This window comes from Pacificispira sp. (genome assembly GCF_965228185.1).
Lineage (GTDB): Bacteria > Pseudomonadota > Alphaproteobacteria > UBA8366 > Aestuariispiraceae > Pacificispira.
In genome coordinates this window covers 39,560-57,061 of the sequence record NZ_CBDDHE010000005.1, presented here as the reverse complement: position 1 = coordinate 57,061, position 17,502 = coordinate 39,560, and the positions used below count along the sequence as shown (strand labels likewise).

Below are 17,502 nucleotides of genomic sequence, written 5' to 3'. Positions count from 1 at the left end.
TGCCGTGACCCGCGAAATTGATCTGGTCGTTGGTGCCGGCGGTAAGGTCGGCGCCGCGTTGGCCGGCGCGTTGCGTCGCCAAGGGGCGACGGTCGTGACGACCGGCCGAGCCGGATCGGTCGCGTCCGATGTGACGTTCGACTTGGACAAGCCGGATTACGCCATTCTGCCGGAGAATGTGGCGCGGGCGTATATCTGCGCGGCAATGCCGGGGGCGGATGCCTGTGCGGCTGATCCGGAAAAGGCGTTCCGGGTCAATGTGACCACGCCGGTCGAACTGACCCGGCGCTTGGCGGCACGGGGCGCCTTTGTCGTAAACATTTCCAGCACTCAGATTTTCGACGGTAACAGGCCTGCGGTATCACCAGGCACACAGCACAGTCCCTACAGCGAATACGGTCGCCACAAATCCGCTCTCGAAGAGCGGCTGCGCACCCTTCCCGGTACGCCTGGCGCGATCGTGCGGATCTCGAAAATCCTGTCCCCGAACGATCCGGGTATTCTATCCAAATGGCGCGATGAGCTTGCGCAAGGCCGCGCGGTGAGCGCCTTTCGGGACCGTGCGATGTCCCCGGTAAGCTTGCGACAAGCGGTTGACGCGCTGGTGGCGGTGGCGTACGGGCGTTGGTCTGGGGTCAGTCAGGTTTCCGCTTCGGACGAAATCAGCTATCTCGACGCCGCGTTGGCCGTTGCGCGGATCGCGCGGGCGAACCCGGAATTGGTGCGGTCTGTGTCGGCGGACGATGCCGTAGGCACCGTGCCCCCGCGGCATGCGGGGTTGGATTGTGACGCGACGGAAACGCGGTTGGGTTGGCGTTTTGCCCGCTCTGTTCAGGTCGTAAAGGAAGCATTGGGCGCGGAACAGTGAAAGACGTCTTGCAGGAAATTGGTGCCGGTCTGATGAACTGGCGTTTGTGGTGGACCCTTTCGTGGTTCGACCTGAAAAGCCGTTACCGGCGCTCGGTCATCGGTCCGTTCTGGCTGACCTTGAGCATGGGCCTGACGGTGATGATGCTGGGAACGGTCTATAGCTACATCCTCGGTACCCCGCACACGGCCTACATCCCGCATCTCAGCCTCGGTTTCATCGTCTGGACCATGATGTCGATGATGATCGTGGACGGCTGCCGCACCTTCATGGAGGCCGCGGCGATCATCAAGCAGCGGCCGGTACCCGTCATTGTCTTCGCGATGCGGGTCGTCAGCCGCAACCTTCTGTTCACGGCGCATAACTTCCTCGTCTTCGTCCCGGTCGTCTTCTACTACAAGATCGTGCCGACCTGGGTGACGCCCTTGGCGCTGGTCGGGCTGTTCCTGATCACGATCAATGGGATCTGGATCGTGATTTCCATCGGGATCGTCTGCGCCCGTTACCGCGACATCCCGCAACTGGTCCTCAGCCTGGTCCAGATGGCTTTCTTCCTGACGCCGGTTATCTGGGGTGTCCAGGAAATCGGCAACGAGATCCCGCTCTTTTTGCAGCTGAACCTGTTCTACCATTTCATGGAATTGGTCCGCGCGCCGTTGCTGGGCATGGAGCCGAGGATGATGTCCTGGTACGTGGCAATTGCGACGACAGTGATCGGTTGGATTTTCACCGTGTTCCTGTACCGGATCGCGCGCCGGCGGCTAGTTTTTTGGATCTGACGCGGAAGCCTTCCGTAAAGTTGGGGTTAGAGACCGATGTTGGTATCCGTTGATAACGTGTCCTTGCGCTATCCGGTCTATGACGCGGCGGCGCAGTCTTTCCGTCACCGTTTGGTGAAGCACGCCACCGGCGGCCGGGTGAATGTCGAGGGGTCCCGGGTCAAGGTCGATGCCTTGCGCGATCTGTCCTTTACGATGCAGGAGGGCGACCGGGTCGCACTGATGGGGGCCAACGGAGCGGGCAAGAGCACGCTGCTGCGCGTCCTGGCCGGCGTTTATCCGCCATCCGAGGGCACGGTAACCGTCGCCGGACGGGTTTCGACGATGTTCGATATCTCTCTCGGGATGGACAGCGAGGCGACCGGCTGGGAGAACATCAAGCTCTGCGGCCTGCTCTGGGGTCTCAGTCTCGAAGAATGCGATCAGCATGCGCAGAGCATCGCCGATTTCTCGGAACTGGGCGACTATCTCGCCATGCCGATCCGGACCTATTCCGCCGGCATGCGCTTGCGTCTCGCCTTCGCGATCGCTACCACGCGGGAACCGGATGTGTTTCTGGTGGACGAGGTCATCGGCGTCGGGGACACGTCCTTCTTCCAGAAGGCGAATGCGCGCCTGTCGGAAATGGCGTCGAGCGCGCGCGGTCTGATGATCGCCCTGCATTCGGAAGAGGCGCAGCGCCGAATCTGCAATAAGGGCCTTTGGATAGACCATGGCCGCCTTATGGCGTACGGTCCTTTCGATGACGTCGCCGCGCAGTACAGAGGACATGTAAGCAATGGCACAGCTGGCTGATCCCGTCGCAGACGAACTCGACAAGGAACGCGCGCGTACCATTCGCGAGTCGCTGGCCGGCGGCACGACGCCTGTCCCGGAAATCGTACACTTCATCCACACCGTCTGGCAGGAATTCGATGCCGAAGACCAAACCGGAATTTCCGGTCGCGTCGGGGCGCTGGGCTATTTGCTGGATGGCCGTCCGGACGAGTTCGAACTGTTGGACAAGCTTGCCGAGGCACAGCCTGGCGATGCGGCGATACCGATCCGGCAGGCAGAATTGCGACTGGCGGAAGGAAATGTATTCGACGCAATCGACCTGATCGGCAAGGCGCAGAAGAAATCGCCCTCTGCAAAACCTCTTACCCGGCTGGTGTTCCGTGTTCTGTCGATCATGGGACGAACACCGATGCCGGAACGCCGTGTGGGCACTAGCGCCGAGATTGCGGTTCGGACCCTGATCGATGTCTCGCACCGTGTGCGCAGTGATCCCAGCGAAGAAAACCTGATGCACGCACTGCATTTCGTACATCAGCATTATGCGCTGTTTGCCGGCAAGCCGGCGCAAGCCAACGATATCGGCGCACATATTCGTGCCGGAGACGTGTTGATCGACATGTCGGTCGCGCCCGAGCCGGAGCAGACGCGCCCGACACGCCGCGCCCAACTGATCAGCGCAATCGGCAAGCTGATGCCGGATGACCGCGTCTTTTTGAACCTTGCGGCGCGGGCGCTGCAGAACACGCCCTGGGTCGCCGCTCGATTGGCCGTGCGTGCCTATCGTCAGGACCCGCTCTGCGCGGAAACCGAGACATCGCTTCGGCAGATTGCCGCCATCCTGCTGGCCGACAGCAAGGATTTCGGCCTTGATGTGGATCTCGATGCGGCACCGGTCGGATTGATCCACGATTTGCTGGCCAACGCGATCGCGCTCGGCAACTGGCGCGAGGACGCGGCCGACATCATTGGCCGGACACGGATGCATTATCATCGGTGGTTCAAGTATTACCGTCCGGACACGCTGATTTTCACCAAGCTTAAGGTTCTCGGCACGAACGAACAGGCGACCCATCTCGCCGCCTTGTCGCATCTGCTGCATCTCTCGTTCGGCGATGACAACGAAAAGCGGGACATCCTGCTGGACAATCTGCTGGAGTTCACGCGGACTGAAGGCGGGGATCGGGTGCCGCTTCTTTACCTCGCCGGGCAGAAACTGCGCGCAGAGGACTGGCAGGGCGCGATCAAATATGCCCAGGAGGCGCTGAATAGCGACTCCCGATGCCTGCTGAGCCAGAGCGTTGTGACCCATTCCCTGGCGCAGCTCGGGCGTAAGGCGAAGGACATCAAGGGAATCCCGCCGTCGTTCAAGATCGATCTGACGGAGCGCTTCTGCCACATCCCGTTCACCACGGCCGCCGTCAATCCGGGTGGGGACGTCCACCAGTGCTGCGCCCTGATGGTGCCGGTGCGATCCGGCAACATTTACGACGACGAGAACTGGGACGATATCTGGAATTCGGAAGCGGCCCAGGAAGTACGTAAGTCGATCCACGACGGCAGTTTCCGGTACTGCAGCCGCGTTCATTGCCACCTGATGAACAGCGCGACGCTGCCGAAACGGGATACGATCAAGGATCCGTGGCTGAAGTCGATCATCGATAACGCAACGGTGTATCTGGACGGGCCGGTGCGCAGTGTCGATCTGGGCCACGACGAAACCTGCCAATTGTCCTGCCCGCAGTGCCGAATTCATCTACTGATCGCCAAAGGCAAGGAGCGGCAGCGTCTGGAAGTGGCAAAGGATACGGTCATCCTGCCGCTGTTGGAGAATGTTGAAGAGGTCATCATCACAAACGGGGGCGATCCCTTCGCCAGCCGGCACTACCGCCAGATCCTTCGTGCGATCGACAAGGATGTTCACAGCAACCTGGAAAGCATTGTCCTGATCACCAACGGATTGCTTTTCACGGAACGCGAATGGGATGAACTGGAGAACATTCATCACCTGGACATCAAGGTCGCCGTGTCGATCGATGCCGCGCGGCCGGACACCTATGCCAGCGTGCGCCGCCGCGGCGATTTCCATCGGCTGCGCGAAAACCTGCAGTTCATTTCGGGGCTGAGGCGTGACGGCAAGATCAGCCAGTTCGAGATCCGCTTCGTGACGCAGATCGAGAACTTCGAGGAGATGCCGGAATTCGTGGCCCTGGGCCAGGAACTCAATGTCGACGTTGTGGTATTCACCAAGCTGGCGAATGTCGGAACGTACAAGCAGTCCGAATATGCGCAGCGGTCGATTTGCGAGCCGGAGCATCCGCGCCACCAGGAGGTCATCGATGTCCTGAAGGCGCCGATCATGCGCTGGGGCCGGATTCATTTCACCAACCTTGAGCCGCTGTTCCTGGAAGCCAATGGCGCGTTGCACCTGGGCGACGCGCGGTGCGGCATTCGCAGCGCGCTGTACAAGTACAACAAGGCCATCGGTGCGATGGCTCTGTTCAAGTCGCAGGAAATTTCGGGAACCGTGACCGACATGTATGCGGCTTGGCGCGGGAAAAACCTGGACAAGGTGGAAGAGATTTTTGACGCCGCGATCGACTACGATCCGGCGCTCGACAAGGTCGGGTCTCGCGAAAGCCGCCTCCGTCACGGACTGGCGGTCGGCCTCGCCCATCTGGGCCGCCTGGAAGAAGCTGTTCAGATGATGCAGGATTCCGGACTGCGCTCGACCGGCGATTATGGCGGCATCCCCTATCATGCGCATGTCGAACTATCCCAGGCGCTGAAGGATGGTCAGGCCCGCCGCATCAAGGAAGGTGTCCCGGGCGGACTGGTGATCGGCCTGGCAGGCAGTTCGAACCAGTTCCTCGTCAATGCGTTGGCCGATCTGGTGGGGCTGCCCATCCTGCGCAGCTCGCTCATGGCGGATGCCTATATCGGCCGGATCGTGCCGCGCTGGCTGGAAGACGCCGCGCGTGGCGGCTGCGTCGTGTCGGATCGGTTCGACGCGTCGCCCGACAATCTGGCACTGATGGCGCAGCATCGAATGGATCATACATTCCTGGTGGTGCGGGAGCCCCGTGCAGCCGCTTACGAGACAACATTGCGCCAACTGATGATATTGCAGGAATCCGTGACGGAAGAAGAAGTCGCAGCCCTGTTCCTGAAGACCCTGACCAGCACCGTCGAATGGATGGCTGGTTGGAAAAGGGCTATAGAGGCAGGTCTGGATTGCCGGATCGTGCGCTTCTCCGACCTGCTTTCAGAACCGGAATCGCAACTGTCGGACGTGCTTTCCCGCTTCTCCACGGATCCTGGTGAGGAAGCGTTGAAGAACTATGTGAATGTGGCGAAAGAAGACGGTGGTGACCCGTTTTCCGCGCTATGCGCCTTGTCGTCGAAATGGCGCGACGAACTTCCCGAATCGTTGCAAGAGAAGGCAGATTCCCTGGTGTCGGCGGAACTGCTGAATTTTTACTCTGTGTGACGGTTGTTCCCTTGCTGATTCCAACAGGTGCGACTAGACAGGCTGCGGTCAGCGTGGGCTCATTTTTTATGGCGGAGTGATATGAGGAACGATTACGCGCGTTTCGTGGACGCTTTCGATATTTTAGAGCCGTTTTCCGGCGATGTGCCGAAGGGCTTCCTTGTTGATTTCGTCGGTGCGCTGACCGATGGCGAATTCCGTACCATGTGGGGTATCGATCCGGAGACGATCGGCGGCGGTCACATGCAGACCGCGTTGCCCGATATGACCTGGGGCGAAGGTTGGTTCGAGGCTGTCGGCTGGCTGGAGGCCGCGAAAGCCGCGAAAGACCGTTATGTGATGGTGACACTGGGTGCGTGTTATGGCGCGCAGGCGGTGGGTGCCTACAAGATGCTGCAGGCGATTAACCCGATGCCGGCGAAGCTTGTCGCCGTGGAAGCGGAGCCGACCAACTACGAATGGGTCGTCCGGCACTTTCAGGACAATGGCATCGATCCCAAGGATCAATGGATCATCAAGGCGGCCATCGGCGCCGATAACGAACCGATCCTGTTCCCGATCGGTGCACCCGGTTCGGGGGCTGGCAATTGCATTTCGACGAACGAGACCCTGTCGCGTGACATCTACGCGAAACAACTCATCGCCGGCGGCAATACCAAGGATGCGCTGAGGAACTTGATCCAGACCGGTTCCACGGGGCTGCAGAAAGACCTGGTCCCCGGCTATGACTTCAAGGCCGAGATCAAATTCGTCAGCGCCGTGACCCTTGGCGACGTGCTGGGCCCGTTCGATGTGGTGGATTATCTGGAATCCGATATCCAGCAATCCGAGATCATCGTTTTCCCGCCCTGCATGGATATTCTGAAGCGCAAGGTGCGTCGGGTGCATATCGGTACGCATGGCAAGGACGTCCACGCGGAACTGCTGGCCCTCTTCGAAGCCGACGGATGGGAGATCGTCTTCGACGTGCCGCCCAATACCGAACACTTCACCCAATGGGGCAATTTCAACATCAACGACGGTATTCTGCATGCGGTGAACCCGACGGTCTGACCGCAACCGGCGGCGGGTCCGTTCAGATCACCGAAACGGCACGTCGTATGGGGGGAAGATGCGCTGGCCGAGCTTGCTGGAAATCGACATGGATCGATTTCGCTATGCGCCGGACGACATTGCCCGTACCGACGCGCAGGACTTGCGCGACCTTGTAGCAGCGGGTGCGTTCAGGGCCGCCGTCGCGCGTTTCCAAAACGCGGCATCTTTCCGCCCCTTCGATCTGCTGCCTGAAGCGAACTACGCGGCATTCGCGAAGTATTGCGCGGCCGTTGCGGCGGCGCAGAACGGCGACGTTGCGGCGGCGAGAGGCTTCATGGCGGCCGTCGACATCCCACTGTCGGGCGATTTCGACCTGTTGCCCTATGCCGATGCGGTCGCTTACGGACATGAGATGCGCAGGCGGCAGTTGGAGTGCATTTCTGAGGAGCGGCCCGGCATCTACGTCGCATCCTTGCCGAAATCGGCGAGCGGATTTCTGTCCAATACGCTTGCGTCGATACTAGGCGTGCCGATCGCGCGGACCGCGATGGTCTGCAGGCCGGGACCCGCCACTCTGGATTATTTCGTCGTTGATGCCTGGGCCAAATGCGTCGCTCAGGGCGGATGTGTGACCCACGAACACACCAGTGCGTCCCACGGCAATCCGGAGCGTCTGGCGGAAGCCGGGATTCGAAAGATTGTCGTGCAGATCCGGGATCCACGCGCCAGTACGGCGTCGCTCTATCACCATTTCTTCGGGACGGAACCAAAGGCGCCATACGCGCGATCCTTCAAGGAGTTTGCGGCCGAATACTATGGTCACCTGGCTGGGTGGGTCGACGGCTGGCTGTGCTATGCCGATCAGGCGGAGAAGTCGGTCGACGTTCGGATCGTCACCTATGACGCAATCCGATCGGACGCGGCCGACACGATTGCCGATATAATTGATTTCGCTACCGGGTCGGGCCGTCGGGATGCGGTCGCCGACCATCTGAATGGCCGGGCGGCTCGGGGCGAGACACCGCATAACTTCCGGCAGGGCGATCCCGAAGGCTGGCGCGGCATGGCGAATTCGGACCTAATCGAGTGGTTCTGGTGCAACACACCCGACCGCGTTCGGTCCTATCTGGCGATGTCGAAGTGAGTGGGCCGACTGGAGAGGGCAAGTTCCGCACATGAAGAACGGTCTAAAAATCGTCACGATCAACTTGCTCTTACTGATCTTGTTCGCAGGGGGGCTGGAAGTCGCCAGTCGCATCATGGATTGGTCCGCTAAGTCGGGCGGACGCACCGTCCTGGAACTGAATCTTCAGCCTTACATGATGTTTTCCTTCCACCGGCAGAAGGACCCGGTTTGGGTCGATACCTTGTCGGATACGACAATCCCGTCGACCCTGTCATTCAACAACTACGGCTTCGCGGAAGAGGGCGACTTTTCCCTTTGGCCCGAGGATGGCGGCATCGTCGATGACGGCCCGAATGTCCGCACGATCCTGATCACCGGAGGGTCCGTGGTTCATGGCGTTGGCGCGACCGCAAACGAGAACACGATCGCCGGACAATTGCAGCGCATTCTGAACCAGTCCCAGGACCGCTATACCTATCGCGTTGTCAATCTGGGGATGGGCAGTTGGATCGCGTATCAGCAGTTTGTCGGGTTGTCGCTGTTCGGTGTCAGGTTCAATCCGGATTGGGTCGTCGTGATGGACGGCCACAATGATGGTGCCGTGCCGTGCAGCCATGGCAGCGGCCCTGGCAATCCGCTGGGCTGGCCGAAGATGCTCTATCTGGCCGGCGGTGGCGACGGCATAGAAAATCAAAGTGCTGTAGTCCGGTTTCTTTTGGAGAACAGCGCGCTGGCCCGCATGGTCAGCGGAATCGATCCGGACGCCCACAACCGAGAAATGGGACGGGTTTACTTCGACCGGGACGATCCGGATCAGCGTTTCGACATCAAGCTGTCAGGCAACACGGTCGGTGGCCTCGACGACCAGGTGCGATTCTATATCGCCAGTCAGCGGAATGTGGCGAACCTGTTTCATCAGGCCAATATTCTGTTCAGTTCTCAGCCGCTGATGTATGGCAACGCCTTGGGGAACGCCTATCGCGACGCTTTCTCCGTCACTGCGGATGAAAGCGCCGTCCAGTCCGCGCGAGCACGGCTGAAGGATGCTCTCGACACCTATATGGCGGATAACCGATCGGTAAACTGCGATACCCGGGTTGCCTCTCAAACGTTGGGCTATTTCATGGGGCGGTCCGCCATCGCGCTCGAAGGGGCCGCGGCGGAGTGGGACGCGGAATCGGATCGCCGAAGCGTGTCTTACCTGAACGCCGAATACGCGATGCCGCTGGAACCTCATTTGCGGAAGCCGCATTTTATCGACAATGCGCATATGACGGATCTCGGGCAGCGGGTGACGGCGGAACTGTTCGCAGAACATATCCTGGAAAAGGATACAGATCGCCCGTTTGACGCGGCGCAGCGCTATAGGGACATGCATCGTCAGGCCGTACGGTCCAGCGCGGAAGAAGGCTATATCTTCGATGTGTCGGCGACCTATGGCAGGAATTGCGGCGTCCCGGATGGGAATGTGTCTGAGGCCGTTATTGACGCGTGCCAAGGCAAGATGTCGTGCACCTTTACGGTGGATGTCACCGTACTGGGTGACCCGGCCGGCGGATGCGGCAAGGCTTTCGACGCCGAGTGGAGCTGTGCCGAGGATGACCGTCGTCAGGTCAGCCTGCCACCGGAAGCGGGTCTGCCGCCCCATAATGTCACCTTGACCTGTTTCTAAGGCTGTTGGATACCGCATCATGGCTGACGCAACGATCACACTGGAAGCTCGCGCCGCCCGGACCGCGGAGCGTTTGCTTGAAATGGGCGAGCCCAAGGCCGCACAGGACCTGCTCTATGCCGCCCTGTCCCGCGCTCCGTCGGACGTGGATCTGCTGATGCCCTTCGCCCGTGCCTGTCAGGCGACGGGGGCCGAAGCGTTGATGGTGCAGATTTTTGACCGGGCGGTCGCTGAAACGCCCGATCTGCCGATCTATATGGCGCCCGACTTCTTTCGGCGCCGGTCCTTGGCCCAGGACCGTGGCATTCCAACCGTCCTGCTGATCACCCTTGGGCAATGCGGTAGCCTTTACCTCCGTTCGTTGTTCGAAGATGGCTTGGACATGCCCTGGTGTTATGTCTGCGCACCCGGATATCTCGATGGTTATCTGCTGCCGTCCTGGATGCATCGCATCGCCGGAGGCGGGGCGGTCTGTAACGAGCATGCGAATCCGACCGAAGAAAATGTCGATGTTCTGAAGAGATCCGGTGTGACGCGATTGGTCCTGCATGACCGCGATTTGCGTCAGAGCTATATCTCCTGGTGCAGTCACGTTTTGATGGCGCAGGGCCAGTTCGCCTCCGTCGAGGAAATGCGCGAAACCGATACCTTTGCAGCATTTCTGGATGAGAACCTGGAAAGGGTCGTCGGTCAGCGCGCCCAGTGGGTGAACGGTTGGAAGGACATCGCCGCGCGGCATTCGGATCTGGATATACTGTTCACCCATTATGAAGATATGACCGACACGCCGCGGGAATTCATGAACACGCTTCTGGAATTCTACGACATCCCGGCGGATCGGTTCGATTTCTCGCTGCTGAAGCAGAAACCGGTCCAGGGGCAGAAAAACTATCGAAAGGGCGAGCGCGAAAGCTGGCGATCGATTCTGAACGACGACCAGCTGGCGCGCATTCACGACCTTGCCTGACGCCGGGGAGCGTCGAACGACCTGGGGCGTCGAAAGACCGGGGGATGGCATGAAGCGGATTTGGTTCTTGTTGCGGGTCGCGACAATCAACGTGGTGGTACTTGTCGCGTTGGTCGCGGGGATTGAGGCCTATTTCCGGGCCACAGCATCGCCGGCCAATTTGGATCCCGGCGGCAACATGATCTGGCAGCGATTCCACCCCTATGTGATGTTCCATTCGCTGCCGACCGTCTATACCAGCTGGGTCGACCGTTATACCGGAGAGAACATCGCCGCGAACGTCACGACCAATGCGCTCGGCTTTCGGGATGCTCGTGAGTTTTCCACGACTGAAACGTATGAGAAGTCGCCCGACGAACGCGTCGTGCTGTTCACCGGCGGTTCCACCGCCTGGGGGGTAGGGGCGTCCGGTGACGACAAGACCGTCGCGTCACGGTTGGAGGCCTATCTGAACGAGGCTCAGGACGAGGTAACCTATACCGTCGTCAATATGGCCATGGGAAGCTGGATCGCCTATCAGCAGTTCATCGGACTGGACCTCTGGGGCCGGCAGTTCGATCCGGATTGGGTGGTCGTTCTGGATGGCGCCAACGATGCCACCGTGGTCTGCGCATCCTCTCAGGGCGTCGGGAATCCAATGTATACCGCCGTGATGCGCGCCTATGTGGACGGCTATCTCGGAACCCAGCTGCAGCCGCCCTTTTATCGCGGCTGGTTTGAAAACGAGTTGATCCGGCATAGTGCGGCCTATCGGGAACTCACCGGTAAGAAGGTCGTCCCGAACACACTGCAAATCGATGAAGCGAAATCGGATGCCTTCCTACAGCGGGTCGCGATTGAACCGCTGGAGGCGCGGGAGTCCTTCTCGCATACGGCTTTCTACATCAAGAGCCAGAGGGCGGTCGCCGATCTTTTCGACGGCACGAAGACCCTGTTCGCCTTTCAGCCATTCCCCAATCCTTCCGATCTGGAGTTCCCTTGGACCGCTCCCGGGGTCGAGAATCCGGCCATTGTCCAGCGGGATCACATGGAGCAGGTCGATATCGGCATCAAGGCATTGCCGGACGGGCTGCGCTGCGGCCAGGAGGCGTTCCAGACCCAACCGGTCGTCTATTATCAAAAGGTTCTTCTCGCCACCGCGTTGGCGGAGTTGGTTGAAGATCTGCGGGTAAAGGGCAAGGCCGCCTATTACATCAATACAGGCCCCTGGTTCCCGGCCGATGCCGACGGCCGCAAGGCGCATTTCATCGACGCGGTGCATCTGAAGGACAGCGGCATGGACATCGTTGCCAGGGGACTGGCCGAACAGGTGCTGGAGGCCGACGGATTCTGACCGGTCCGCTATCCGGGAGGGCAGGACAGTTCGTAGGTCTTCCGGAAGGAGTCGCCGTTGGACTTCAGTCGTCGCGCGGTTCCCACCGGGCCGCAGAAATATTCGACCTGAATATCCTTGGCGCAGGAGTTTACCGGGTCCGAGAGAGCCCCGGGGCCGACGTCGACGAATAGATCGCATCGGTCACGTCCAGCGCATTGCCGGGCGACATAGCCGGTCGCGTTCCCCCAATGATAAAGGTTCGGTAAATCGTTGGGCGGCGTGAAGTCCGCACAGGCCGCCCCAAAATTTGCGTTCCGGACCGTCAGCCCCGCGGCGGGAAGTCCCCCCAAGTGACGCTCGACCAGGGCGCCGCCCAGTTCATGTCCCCAGATCAGATGGGTTCTTTCGTTGGGATGGCCGCCATTGTGCAAGATCAGTCCCAATTGGGCACGTCGCCAATCAAGGCGCATATCGACGAAGTCGATCCCATTGTCGCGCATATAGGCCATCATACGCTCCGCCAAGGCCGGGGTGCGGACCATGCCAAGTTGCGGATCGAACAGATAATCGTCGAGCATGGCCACGACCAGTTTCGATCCGCGCCGGCGCACCGCTTCGTCCAGGCGCAAGAGCAGTCTCTGGGTGACTTCCTCGGAATCGTCGGCGCGCGGCGTCATGGTACGGCGCATCCACCAGTCCTTTAGCACTGCGGAAATCGCCAATTCTCCCATCAGGCCGGTCGAGAAGAAGGCGTTTGTGCGGAGCGGGACCTGGATCAGATTGCCGTTGTCCAATTCCGCATGCGGCAGATCGACGATCATGCCGAGCAGATCCGAAAGCGGCTTGTTCCAGCCAAAAGTACCGACATTGCGTTCCAGGTGGTGGCCGATGAACCCGTAGACCACGACTTTTTCTTGTGCTGCCGGGTTAAGACGCGCCATCCGATCCAGGGTACCCAGCACCTGACTGGTGCCGTAACCTTCGGTCGCCAGGACCGTGACATCCGCATTCGGTAGAACCTGTTGCAGGACCGCGCCGTAGTGTTCGGAATCGCGAACACCGATTCCTTGAGAAATCGACCCGCCCAGAATGACGATTCCCGGCGCGCCTGACGCCCGCCCGATCTTTCCTTCGATCGCACGCCGACCCTGGGACAAAATGGTCATCGGCCGTTGTTCGGACTCTTTCGGCCAAACACCCTCGGCCGTGTACCAGCCGGTTTCTTCGGCGTATTCGCGAAAGCCGCCACCGCACCAAATGGTCGGACAGATCCCCTGCGGATAGATTTCGGCCAACGGACGGGTGCCGGTGGCGCGCAGATAGGCTTCGGTCGCCGCCAAACCTGCGAGTAACGAAACGACGACCAGCGCCGCGGAGATCAGCGCCGGCCGCATCGCACCGTTCCATCGAATGCTGAGGCGAGGTACGTCGCAGCGATCGGGCGCGAAGCGGTATCTACGTAATTCACAGATTCGAGTCCTATGCGCGAAACGGGCGGTGAAAGCGGTTCCTCCCTGTCAGTCTTATCCGATCCGTCAGGTGCCGAAAACCCGTCGAAACATCAACAAATGCGGCATTCGCATCCCAAGCTCCGGTTCCGATGCAATTTATGTGAACTACGCCTTGCTGCACACGGTCCGGTATGTATTAAAGAGGGCGGGGAAGGCGATATTCCGGATTGCGAATCCGTCGGACGGCGTCCCTACGGGACATGCCGGGCGGGTAGACTGCTTGGCGGCGGTTGTGACTTGGCGAATGTCGGTTGGTACCAAGAGATCTTATGGCGTCATCGGCGGATCGGCGCACCTTGCGGAGGATATCGGATATGGCTGACAGCAATCAGTTCAAGCGCGTTTTGGTGACAGGTGGCGCCGGCTATGTCGGAAGCCTGCTGATCCCGACCTTGCTGGACGACGGCTATGAAGTGACGGTGTTCGACATCATGTATTTCGGCACCGATCACCTGCCGAAAGACAATCCGAACCTGACCCTTGTGGAAGGCGATCTGCGCGATACGCCGACCTTCGCGGCGGCGGTCGAAGGCCATGACGCGGTCATTCATCTGGCCTGCATTTCCAACGATCCCAGCTTCGAATTGGACAGCGCCCTGTCCAAGTCGATCAACTACGACTGTTTCGAGCCGATGGTCGTCGCGGCGAAGCAGGCGGGCGTGAAGCGTTTCATCTATGCCTCGACCAGCTCGGTCTACGGCGTTTCCGACGCGCCGGATGTGCGTGAAGATCACCCGCTGGTTCCGCTGACGGATTACAACAAGTTCAAGGGCATGTGCGAGCCGCTGCTGTTCAAGCATCAGTCGGACGATTTCACCTGCGTCACGATCCGGCCGTCGACGGTCTGCGGCTATGGCCCGCGGCTGCGCCTGGACCTGACGGTGAACATCCTAACCAACCATGCGGTCAACAAGGGCAAGATCACGGTCTTCGGCGGCGAACAGTACCGTCCGAACCTGCATATCAAGGACATGGTCCGGGCCTATCAGCTGCTGCTGGCCCTGCCGTCCGACAAGATCCAGGGCGAGACGTTCAATGTCGGGTTCCGCAATCTGCAGGTCAAAGAGATCGCCCAGATCGTCAAGAAGGTCGTCGAAGAGGAAATGCCGGAACTGGGCGGAATCGAGATCGACTTCACGCCCAGCAACGACACCCGATCCTATCGGGTGAATTCCGACCGGATCAAGGAGAAGATCGGATTTGAGCCGATCTTCACGGTCGAGGATGCGGTTCGCGATCTGGTCGAGGCCTTCAAGGCCGGAAAGATCCCGAACAGCCTGACCGACCCGAACTATGTGAACGTCACGACGATGAAGATGAAGAAGGCGTCATAAGGCGGGTTTCTGTTTGGCCGGACAAGACAGGGGGATGTGGTGACGGCTTCAGACAAGATTGCGGTAGTGACGGGGGGCGCCGGTTTTATCGGCAGTCACATGGTCGACCTGTTGCGGGACGAAGGCTTCACGGTCCGCGTCATTGATAATCTGACCGGCGGTCGGGAAAGCAATCTGGCGCATCGCAAGGACGATCCCGGTCTGGTCTGCGAATGGCGCGATATCTGCGACGTCGAGAAGGACGACCCGCTATTCGACGGCGCGACCTATGTCTTCCATTTTGCCGGCATCGGCGACATCGTCCCTTCGATCGAAGCGCCGACCGACTACATGCGGGTCAACGTTCAGGGAACCGTTCGTATCCTTGAGGCCGCGCGTCACGCGGGGGCGAAGAAATTCGTCTATGCGGCATCGTCTTCCTGTTATGGCTTGGCGGACACGCCGACCCGGGAAACCAACCCGATTTCGCCGCAATACCCCTATGCGCTGTCGAAAAATCTGGGGGAGCAGGCGGCCCTGCATTGGCATCAGGTCTATGGTCTGCCAGTCAATTCGGTACGCATCTTTAACGCCTACGGCACGCGGTCCAGGACGACCGGCGCCTATGGTGCCGTATTTGGCGTGTTCTTGAAGCAGAAGCTGGCCGACAAGCCGTTGACGGTCGTTGGCGACGGCACGCAGTCGCGCGATTTCATTTATGTCACCGACGTCGCCGCCGGGTTCTATGCAGCCGCCCGGACGGATGTTTCGGGTGAAGTCTTCAATATCGGTGCCGGCAATCCGCAAACGGTCAACAAGCTGGTGGAATTGCTGGGCGGGGAGCGCGTGACGTTGCCGAAACGGCCTGGCGAACCGGACTGCACCTGGGCCGATATCGACAAGGCGAAGTCCGTGCTGGGTTGGTCGCCGAAGATCTCTTTCGAAGAAGGTGTCGGCCGTGTGGTCGAACGGATCGAGGATTGGCGCGAGGCGCCGCTCTGGACCCCGGACAGCATTGCCAGCGCGACCGCGAGCTGGTTCGCCCATTTGGATAAGTCGAGCGACAATGTCGGTCGAGCAACGACTGAATCGAAGTGACTATGACAAAGTCCGCCTATGCGCGTTCGCGCGTCCTTACCATCGATGAATTGAGTGCCATTTCCGCGAAGGCCCGTCAGGCAGGACAGTCGGTTGTTCTGGCGCATGGCGTCTTCGACCTTCTGCATCTGGGGCATGTTCGCCACCTGGAGGCGGCACGGAAGTTCGGCGACGTGCTGATCTGTACGGTCACCGCGGACAAGTTCGTGAACAAGGGGCCTGGCCGACCGGTCTTCCCCGAAGACCTGCGGGCCGAGATGCTGTCGTCGCTGACCTGTGTCGACTGGTCGGGCATCAATCCCGATTCCTCCGCCGAGACCCTGTTGGACGCGATCAAGCCGACCTATTACGTCAAAGGGTCGGATTACGCGAATGCCGACGACGACATTACCGGCAAGATCCAGGCCGAACGCGAGATGGTGGAACGCCATGGCGGGAACCTGGTCTTTACCGATGAACTGACCTTCAGCTCGTCGGAACTGATCAACCGTCACTTCTCGGCCCATGATTCCGAAGTGACGGCCTTCCTTGAGGAAATGCGGGAGGAAGTGTCGCCGGAGAAGCTGATCGCACTGGTCAACAAGGTGAAGGACTACAAGGTCCTGCTGATCGGCGAGACCATTCTGGACGAATACCAATACGTCAATCCGATGCAGAAATCGGCCAAGGAGAACGTCCTGGCCGTGCTGTATCAGTCGAAAGAACTGTTCGCCGGCGGGGTGCTGGCGGCGGCCAACCATTTGGCCGGCTTCTGCGAACAGGTCGATGTGATCACCTGTATCGGTCAGGACGGCTACGAAGATTTCGTACGCAAGCATGTCAGCGGTAATGTGAACCTGTTGCTGCATACCCATTCCAGCCGGCCGACGATCCGCAAGCGGCGCTATGTCGACCCGGTCCGCATGCAGAAACTGTTCGAAATCTATTACATGGACGACCGCCCAATCAGTTCTCAGCGGCAGGCAGCCATCGAAGCGCAGTTGAACGATTGCATCGATGATTATGACCTGGTCATCGTCTGTGACTTCGGACACGGCATGCTGACCAACGGGTTGATCTCACTCTTGGAGGAGAAGGCCAAGTTCCTGGCGATCAACACCCAGTCGAACGCGGCCAACCGAGGCTTCAATCCGGTTACCAAGTACCGCCGCGCCGATTTCGTGTGTATCGACGAACCGGAAAGCCGTCTGGCGGTGCACAGCAAGCATGGCGATCTGAACGACATTCTGACCAAGGACCTGCCGGCCAGCATCGATGCGGAGAAGATCTTCATCACGCTGGGCAAGCAAGGCTGCATGGCCTGGTGCCGCAAGAATGGCATTGTCCATGTTCCGGCCTTCAACACATCGGCCATCGATACGATGGGGGCGGGCGATGCTTTCTTCGTGGTCGCCTCCGCATTGACCCGCGCAGGCGGCCAATTGCGCGATGTCGGTTTCGTCGGGAATATTATTGGCGGCTTGAAGGCCAGCTATATCGGGCATCGCCAGAATGTCGAGAAGACGGCGACGCTGAAATCGATTGTCAGCCTTCTGAAATAGCGGCGAACCGTTC

At 59.8% G+C, this 17,502-nt stretch carries 13 protein-coding genes; 12 read left to right on the top strand and 1 reads right to left on the bottom strand.

Annotated features, from left to right (window positions below; all coding sequences use genetic code 11):
* Positions 1 to 4: 4 nt before the first annotated feature.
* The 9 genes from ACO06O_RS10495 to ACO06O_RS10455 all read left to right on the top strand — a co-directional run bounded on the left by ACO06O_RS10495 (position 5) and on the right by ACO06O_RS10455 (position 12,044).
* A complete protein-coding gene (locus ACO06O_RS10495) occupies positions 5 to 868 on the top strand; it encodes a sugar nucleotide-binding protein (RefSeq protein ID WP_421879243.1) in 864 nt (287 codons plus the stop codon).
* On the top strand, positions 865 to 1,647 hold the full coding sequence (locus ACO06O_RS10490) for an ABC transporter permease (protein ID WP_421879239.1): 783 nt from the start codon (positions 865 to 867) through the stop codon (positions 1,645 to 1,647). Before ACO06O_RS10495 ends, ACO06O_RS10490 begins: the two co-directional genes overlap by 4 nt.
* A gap of 36 nt (positions 1,648 to 1,683) precedes the next feature.
* On the top strand, positions 1,684 to 2,442 hold the full coding sequence (locus tag ACO06O_RS10485) for an ABC transporter ATP-binding protein (protein ID WP_421879236.1): 759 nt from the start codon (positions 1,684 to 1,686) through the stop codon (positions 2,440 to 2,442).
* Positions 2,426 to 5,911 carry an SPASM domain-containing protein gene (locus tag ACO06O_RS10480; protein ID WP_421879233.1) on the top strand — a complete coding sequence of 1,162 codons (3,486 nt, stop codon included), beginning with the start codon at positions 2,426 to 2,428 and terminating at the stop codon, positions 5,909 to 5,911. Before ACO06O_RS10485 ends, ACO06O_RS10480 begins: the two co-directional genes overlap by 17 nt.
* An 81-nt stretch (positions 5,912 to 5,992) precedes the next feature.
* A complete protein-coding gene (locus ACO06O_RS10475) occupies positions 5,993 to 6,964 on the top strand; it encodes a hypothetical protein (RefSeq protein WP_421879230.1) in 972 nt (323 codons plus the stop codon).
* Positions 6,965 to 7,022: 58 nt separating this feature from the next.
* Positions 7,023 to 8,090 (top strand): sulfotransferase domain-containing protein, encoded by a 1,068-nt coding sequence (locus ACO06O_RS10470; protein ID WP_421879227.1) that lies wholly within the window; start codon positions 7,023 to 7,025, stop codon positions 8,088 to 8,090.
* Between the two features lie 31 nt (positions 8,091 to 8,121).
* Complete coding sequence (locus tag ACO06O_RS10465; RefSeq protein WP_421879224.1) at positions 8,122 to 9,744, top strand: hypothetical protein; 1,623 nt, start codon at positions 8,122 to 8,124, stop codon at positions 9,742 to 9,744.
* Positions 9,745 to 9,763: 19 nt separating this feature from the next.
* Positions 9,764 to 10,711, top strand: coding sequence for a sulfotransferase domain-containing protein (locus ACO06O_RS10460; RefSeq protein ID WP_421879221.1), 948 nt, complete (start codon positions 9,764 to 9,766; stop codon positions 10,709 to 10,711).
* A 49-nt stretch (positions 10,712 to 10,760) separates the two neighbouring features.
* A complete protein-coding gene (locus ACO06O_RS10455) occupies positions 10,761 to 12,044 on the top strand; it encodes an SGNH/GDSL hydrolase family protein (RefSeq protein ID WP_421879217.1) in 1,284 nt (427 codons plus the stop codon).
* 8 nt (positions 12,045 to 12,052) lie between these two features.
* Here ACO06O_RS10455 and ACO06O_RS10450 read toward each other — a convergent pair whose 3' ends face one another.
* Positions 12,053 to 13,420 (bottom strand): hypothetical protein, encoded by a 1,368-nt coding sequence (locus ACO06O_RS10450; RefSeq protein ID WP_421879213.1) that lies wholly within the window; start codon positions 13,418 to 13,420, stop codon positions 12,053 to 12,055.
* A 431-nt stretch (positions 13,421 to 13,851) separates the two neighbouring features.
* Here ACO06O_RS10450 and ACO06O_RS10445 point away from each other — a divergent pair, with 431 nt between their 5' ends.
* The 3 genes from ACO06O_RS10445 to ACO06O_RS10435 are packed head-to-tail and all read left to right on the top strand — an operon-like array spanning position 13,852 to position 17,489.
* On the top strand, positions 13,852 to 14,871 hold the full coding sequence (locus ACO06O_RS10445; protein WP_421879210.1) for an NAD-dependent epimerase/dehydratase family protein: 1,020 nt from the start codon (positions 13,852 to 13,854) through the stop codon (positions 14,869 to 14,871).
* 39 nt (positions 14,872 to 14,910) lie between these two features.
* Complete coding sequence (locus tag ACO06O_RS10440; protein ID WP_421879207.1) at positions 14,911 to 15,948, top strand: NAD-dependent epimerase/dehydratase family protein; 1,038 nt, start codon at positions 14,911 to 14,913, stop codon at positions 15,946 to 15,948.
* A gap of 2 nt (positions 15,949 to 15,950) precedes the next feature.
* A complete protein-coding gene (locus ACO06O_RS10435; protein WP_421879203.1) occupies positions 15,951 to 17,489 on the top strand; it encodes a PfkB family carbohydrate kinase in 1,539 nt (512 codons plus the stop codon).
* Positions 17,490 to 17,502: the final 13 nt, after the last annotated feature.

Excerpts from the sequence above, each read along its gene's own strand:
- ACO06O_RS10485 (WP_421879236.1), top strand. The coding sequence starts at position 1,684 with ATGTTGGTATCCGTTGATAACGTGTCCTTGCGCTATCCGGTCTATGAC.
- ACO06O_RS10480 (WP_421879233.1), top strand. The coding sequence starts at position 2,426 with ATGGCACAGCTGGCTGATCCCGTCGCAGACGAACTCGACAAGGAACGC.
- ACO06O_RS10475 (WP_421879230.1), top strand. The coding sequence starts at position 5,993 with ATGAGGAACGATTACGCGCGTTTCGTGGACGCTTTCGATATTTTAGAG.
- ACO06O_RS10470 (WP_421879227.1), top strand. The coding sequence starts at position 7,023 with ATGCGCTGGCCGAGCTTGCTGGAAATCGACATGGATCGATTTCGCTAT.
- ACO06O_RS10465 (WP_421879224.1), top strand. The coding sequence starts at position 8,122 with ATGAAGAACGGTCTAAAAATCGTCACGATCAACTTGCTCTTACTGATC.
- ACO06O_RS10460 (WP_421879221.1), top strand. The coding sequence starts at position 9,764 with ATGGCTGACGCAACGATCACACTGGAAGCTCGCGCCGCCCGGACCGCG.
- ACO06O_RS10455 (WP_421879217.1), top strand. The coding sequence starts at position 10,761 with ATGAAGCGGATTTGGTTCTTGTTGCGGGTCGCGACAATCAACGTGGTG.
- ACO06O_RS10450 (WP_421879213.1), bottom strand. The coding sequence starts at position 13,420 with ATGCGGCCGGCGCTGATCTCCGCGGCGCTGGTCGTCGTTTCGTTACTC.
- ACO06O_RS10445 (WP_421879210.1), top strand. The coding sequence starts at position 13,852 with ATGGCTGACAGCAATCAGTTCAAGCGCGTTTTGGTGACAGGTGGCGCC.
- ACO06O_RS10435 (WP_421879203.1), top strand. The coding sequence starts at position 15,951 with ATGACAAAGTCCGCCTATGCGCGTTCGCGCGTCCTTACCATCGATGAA.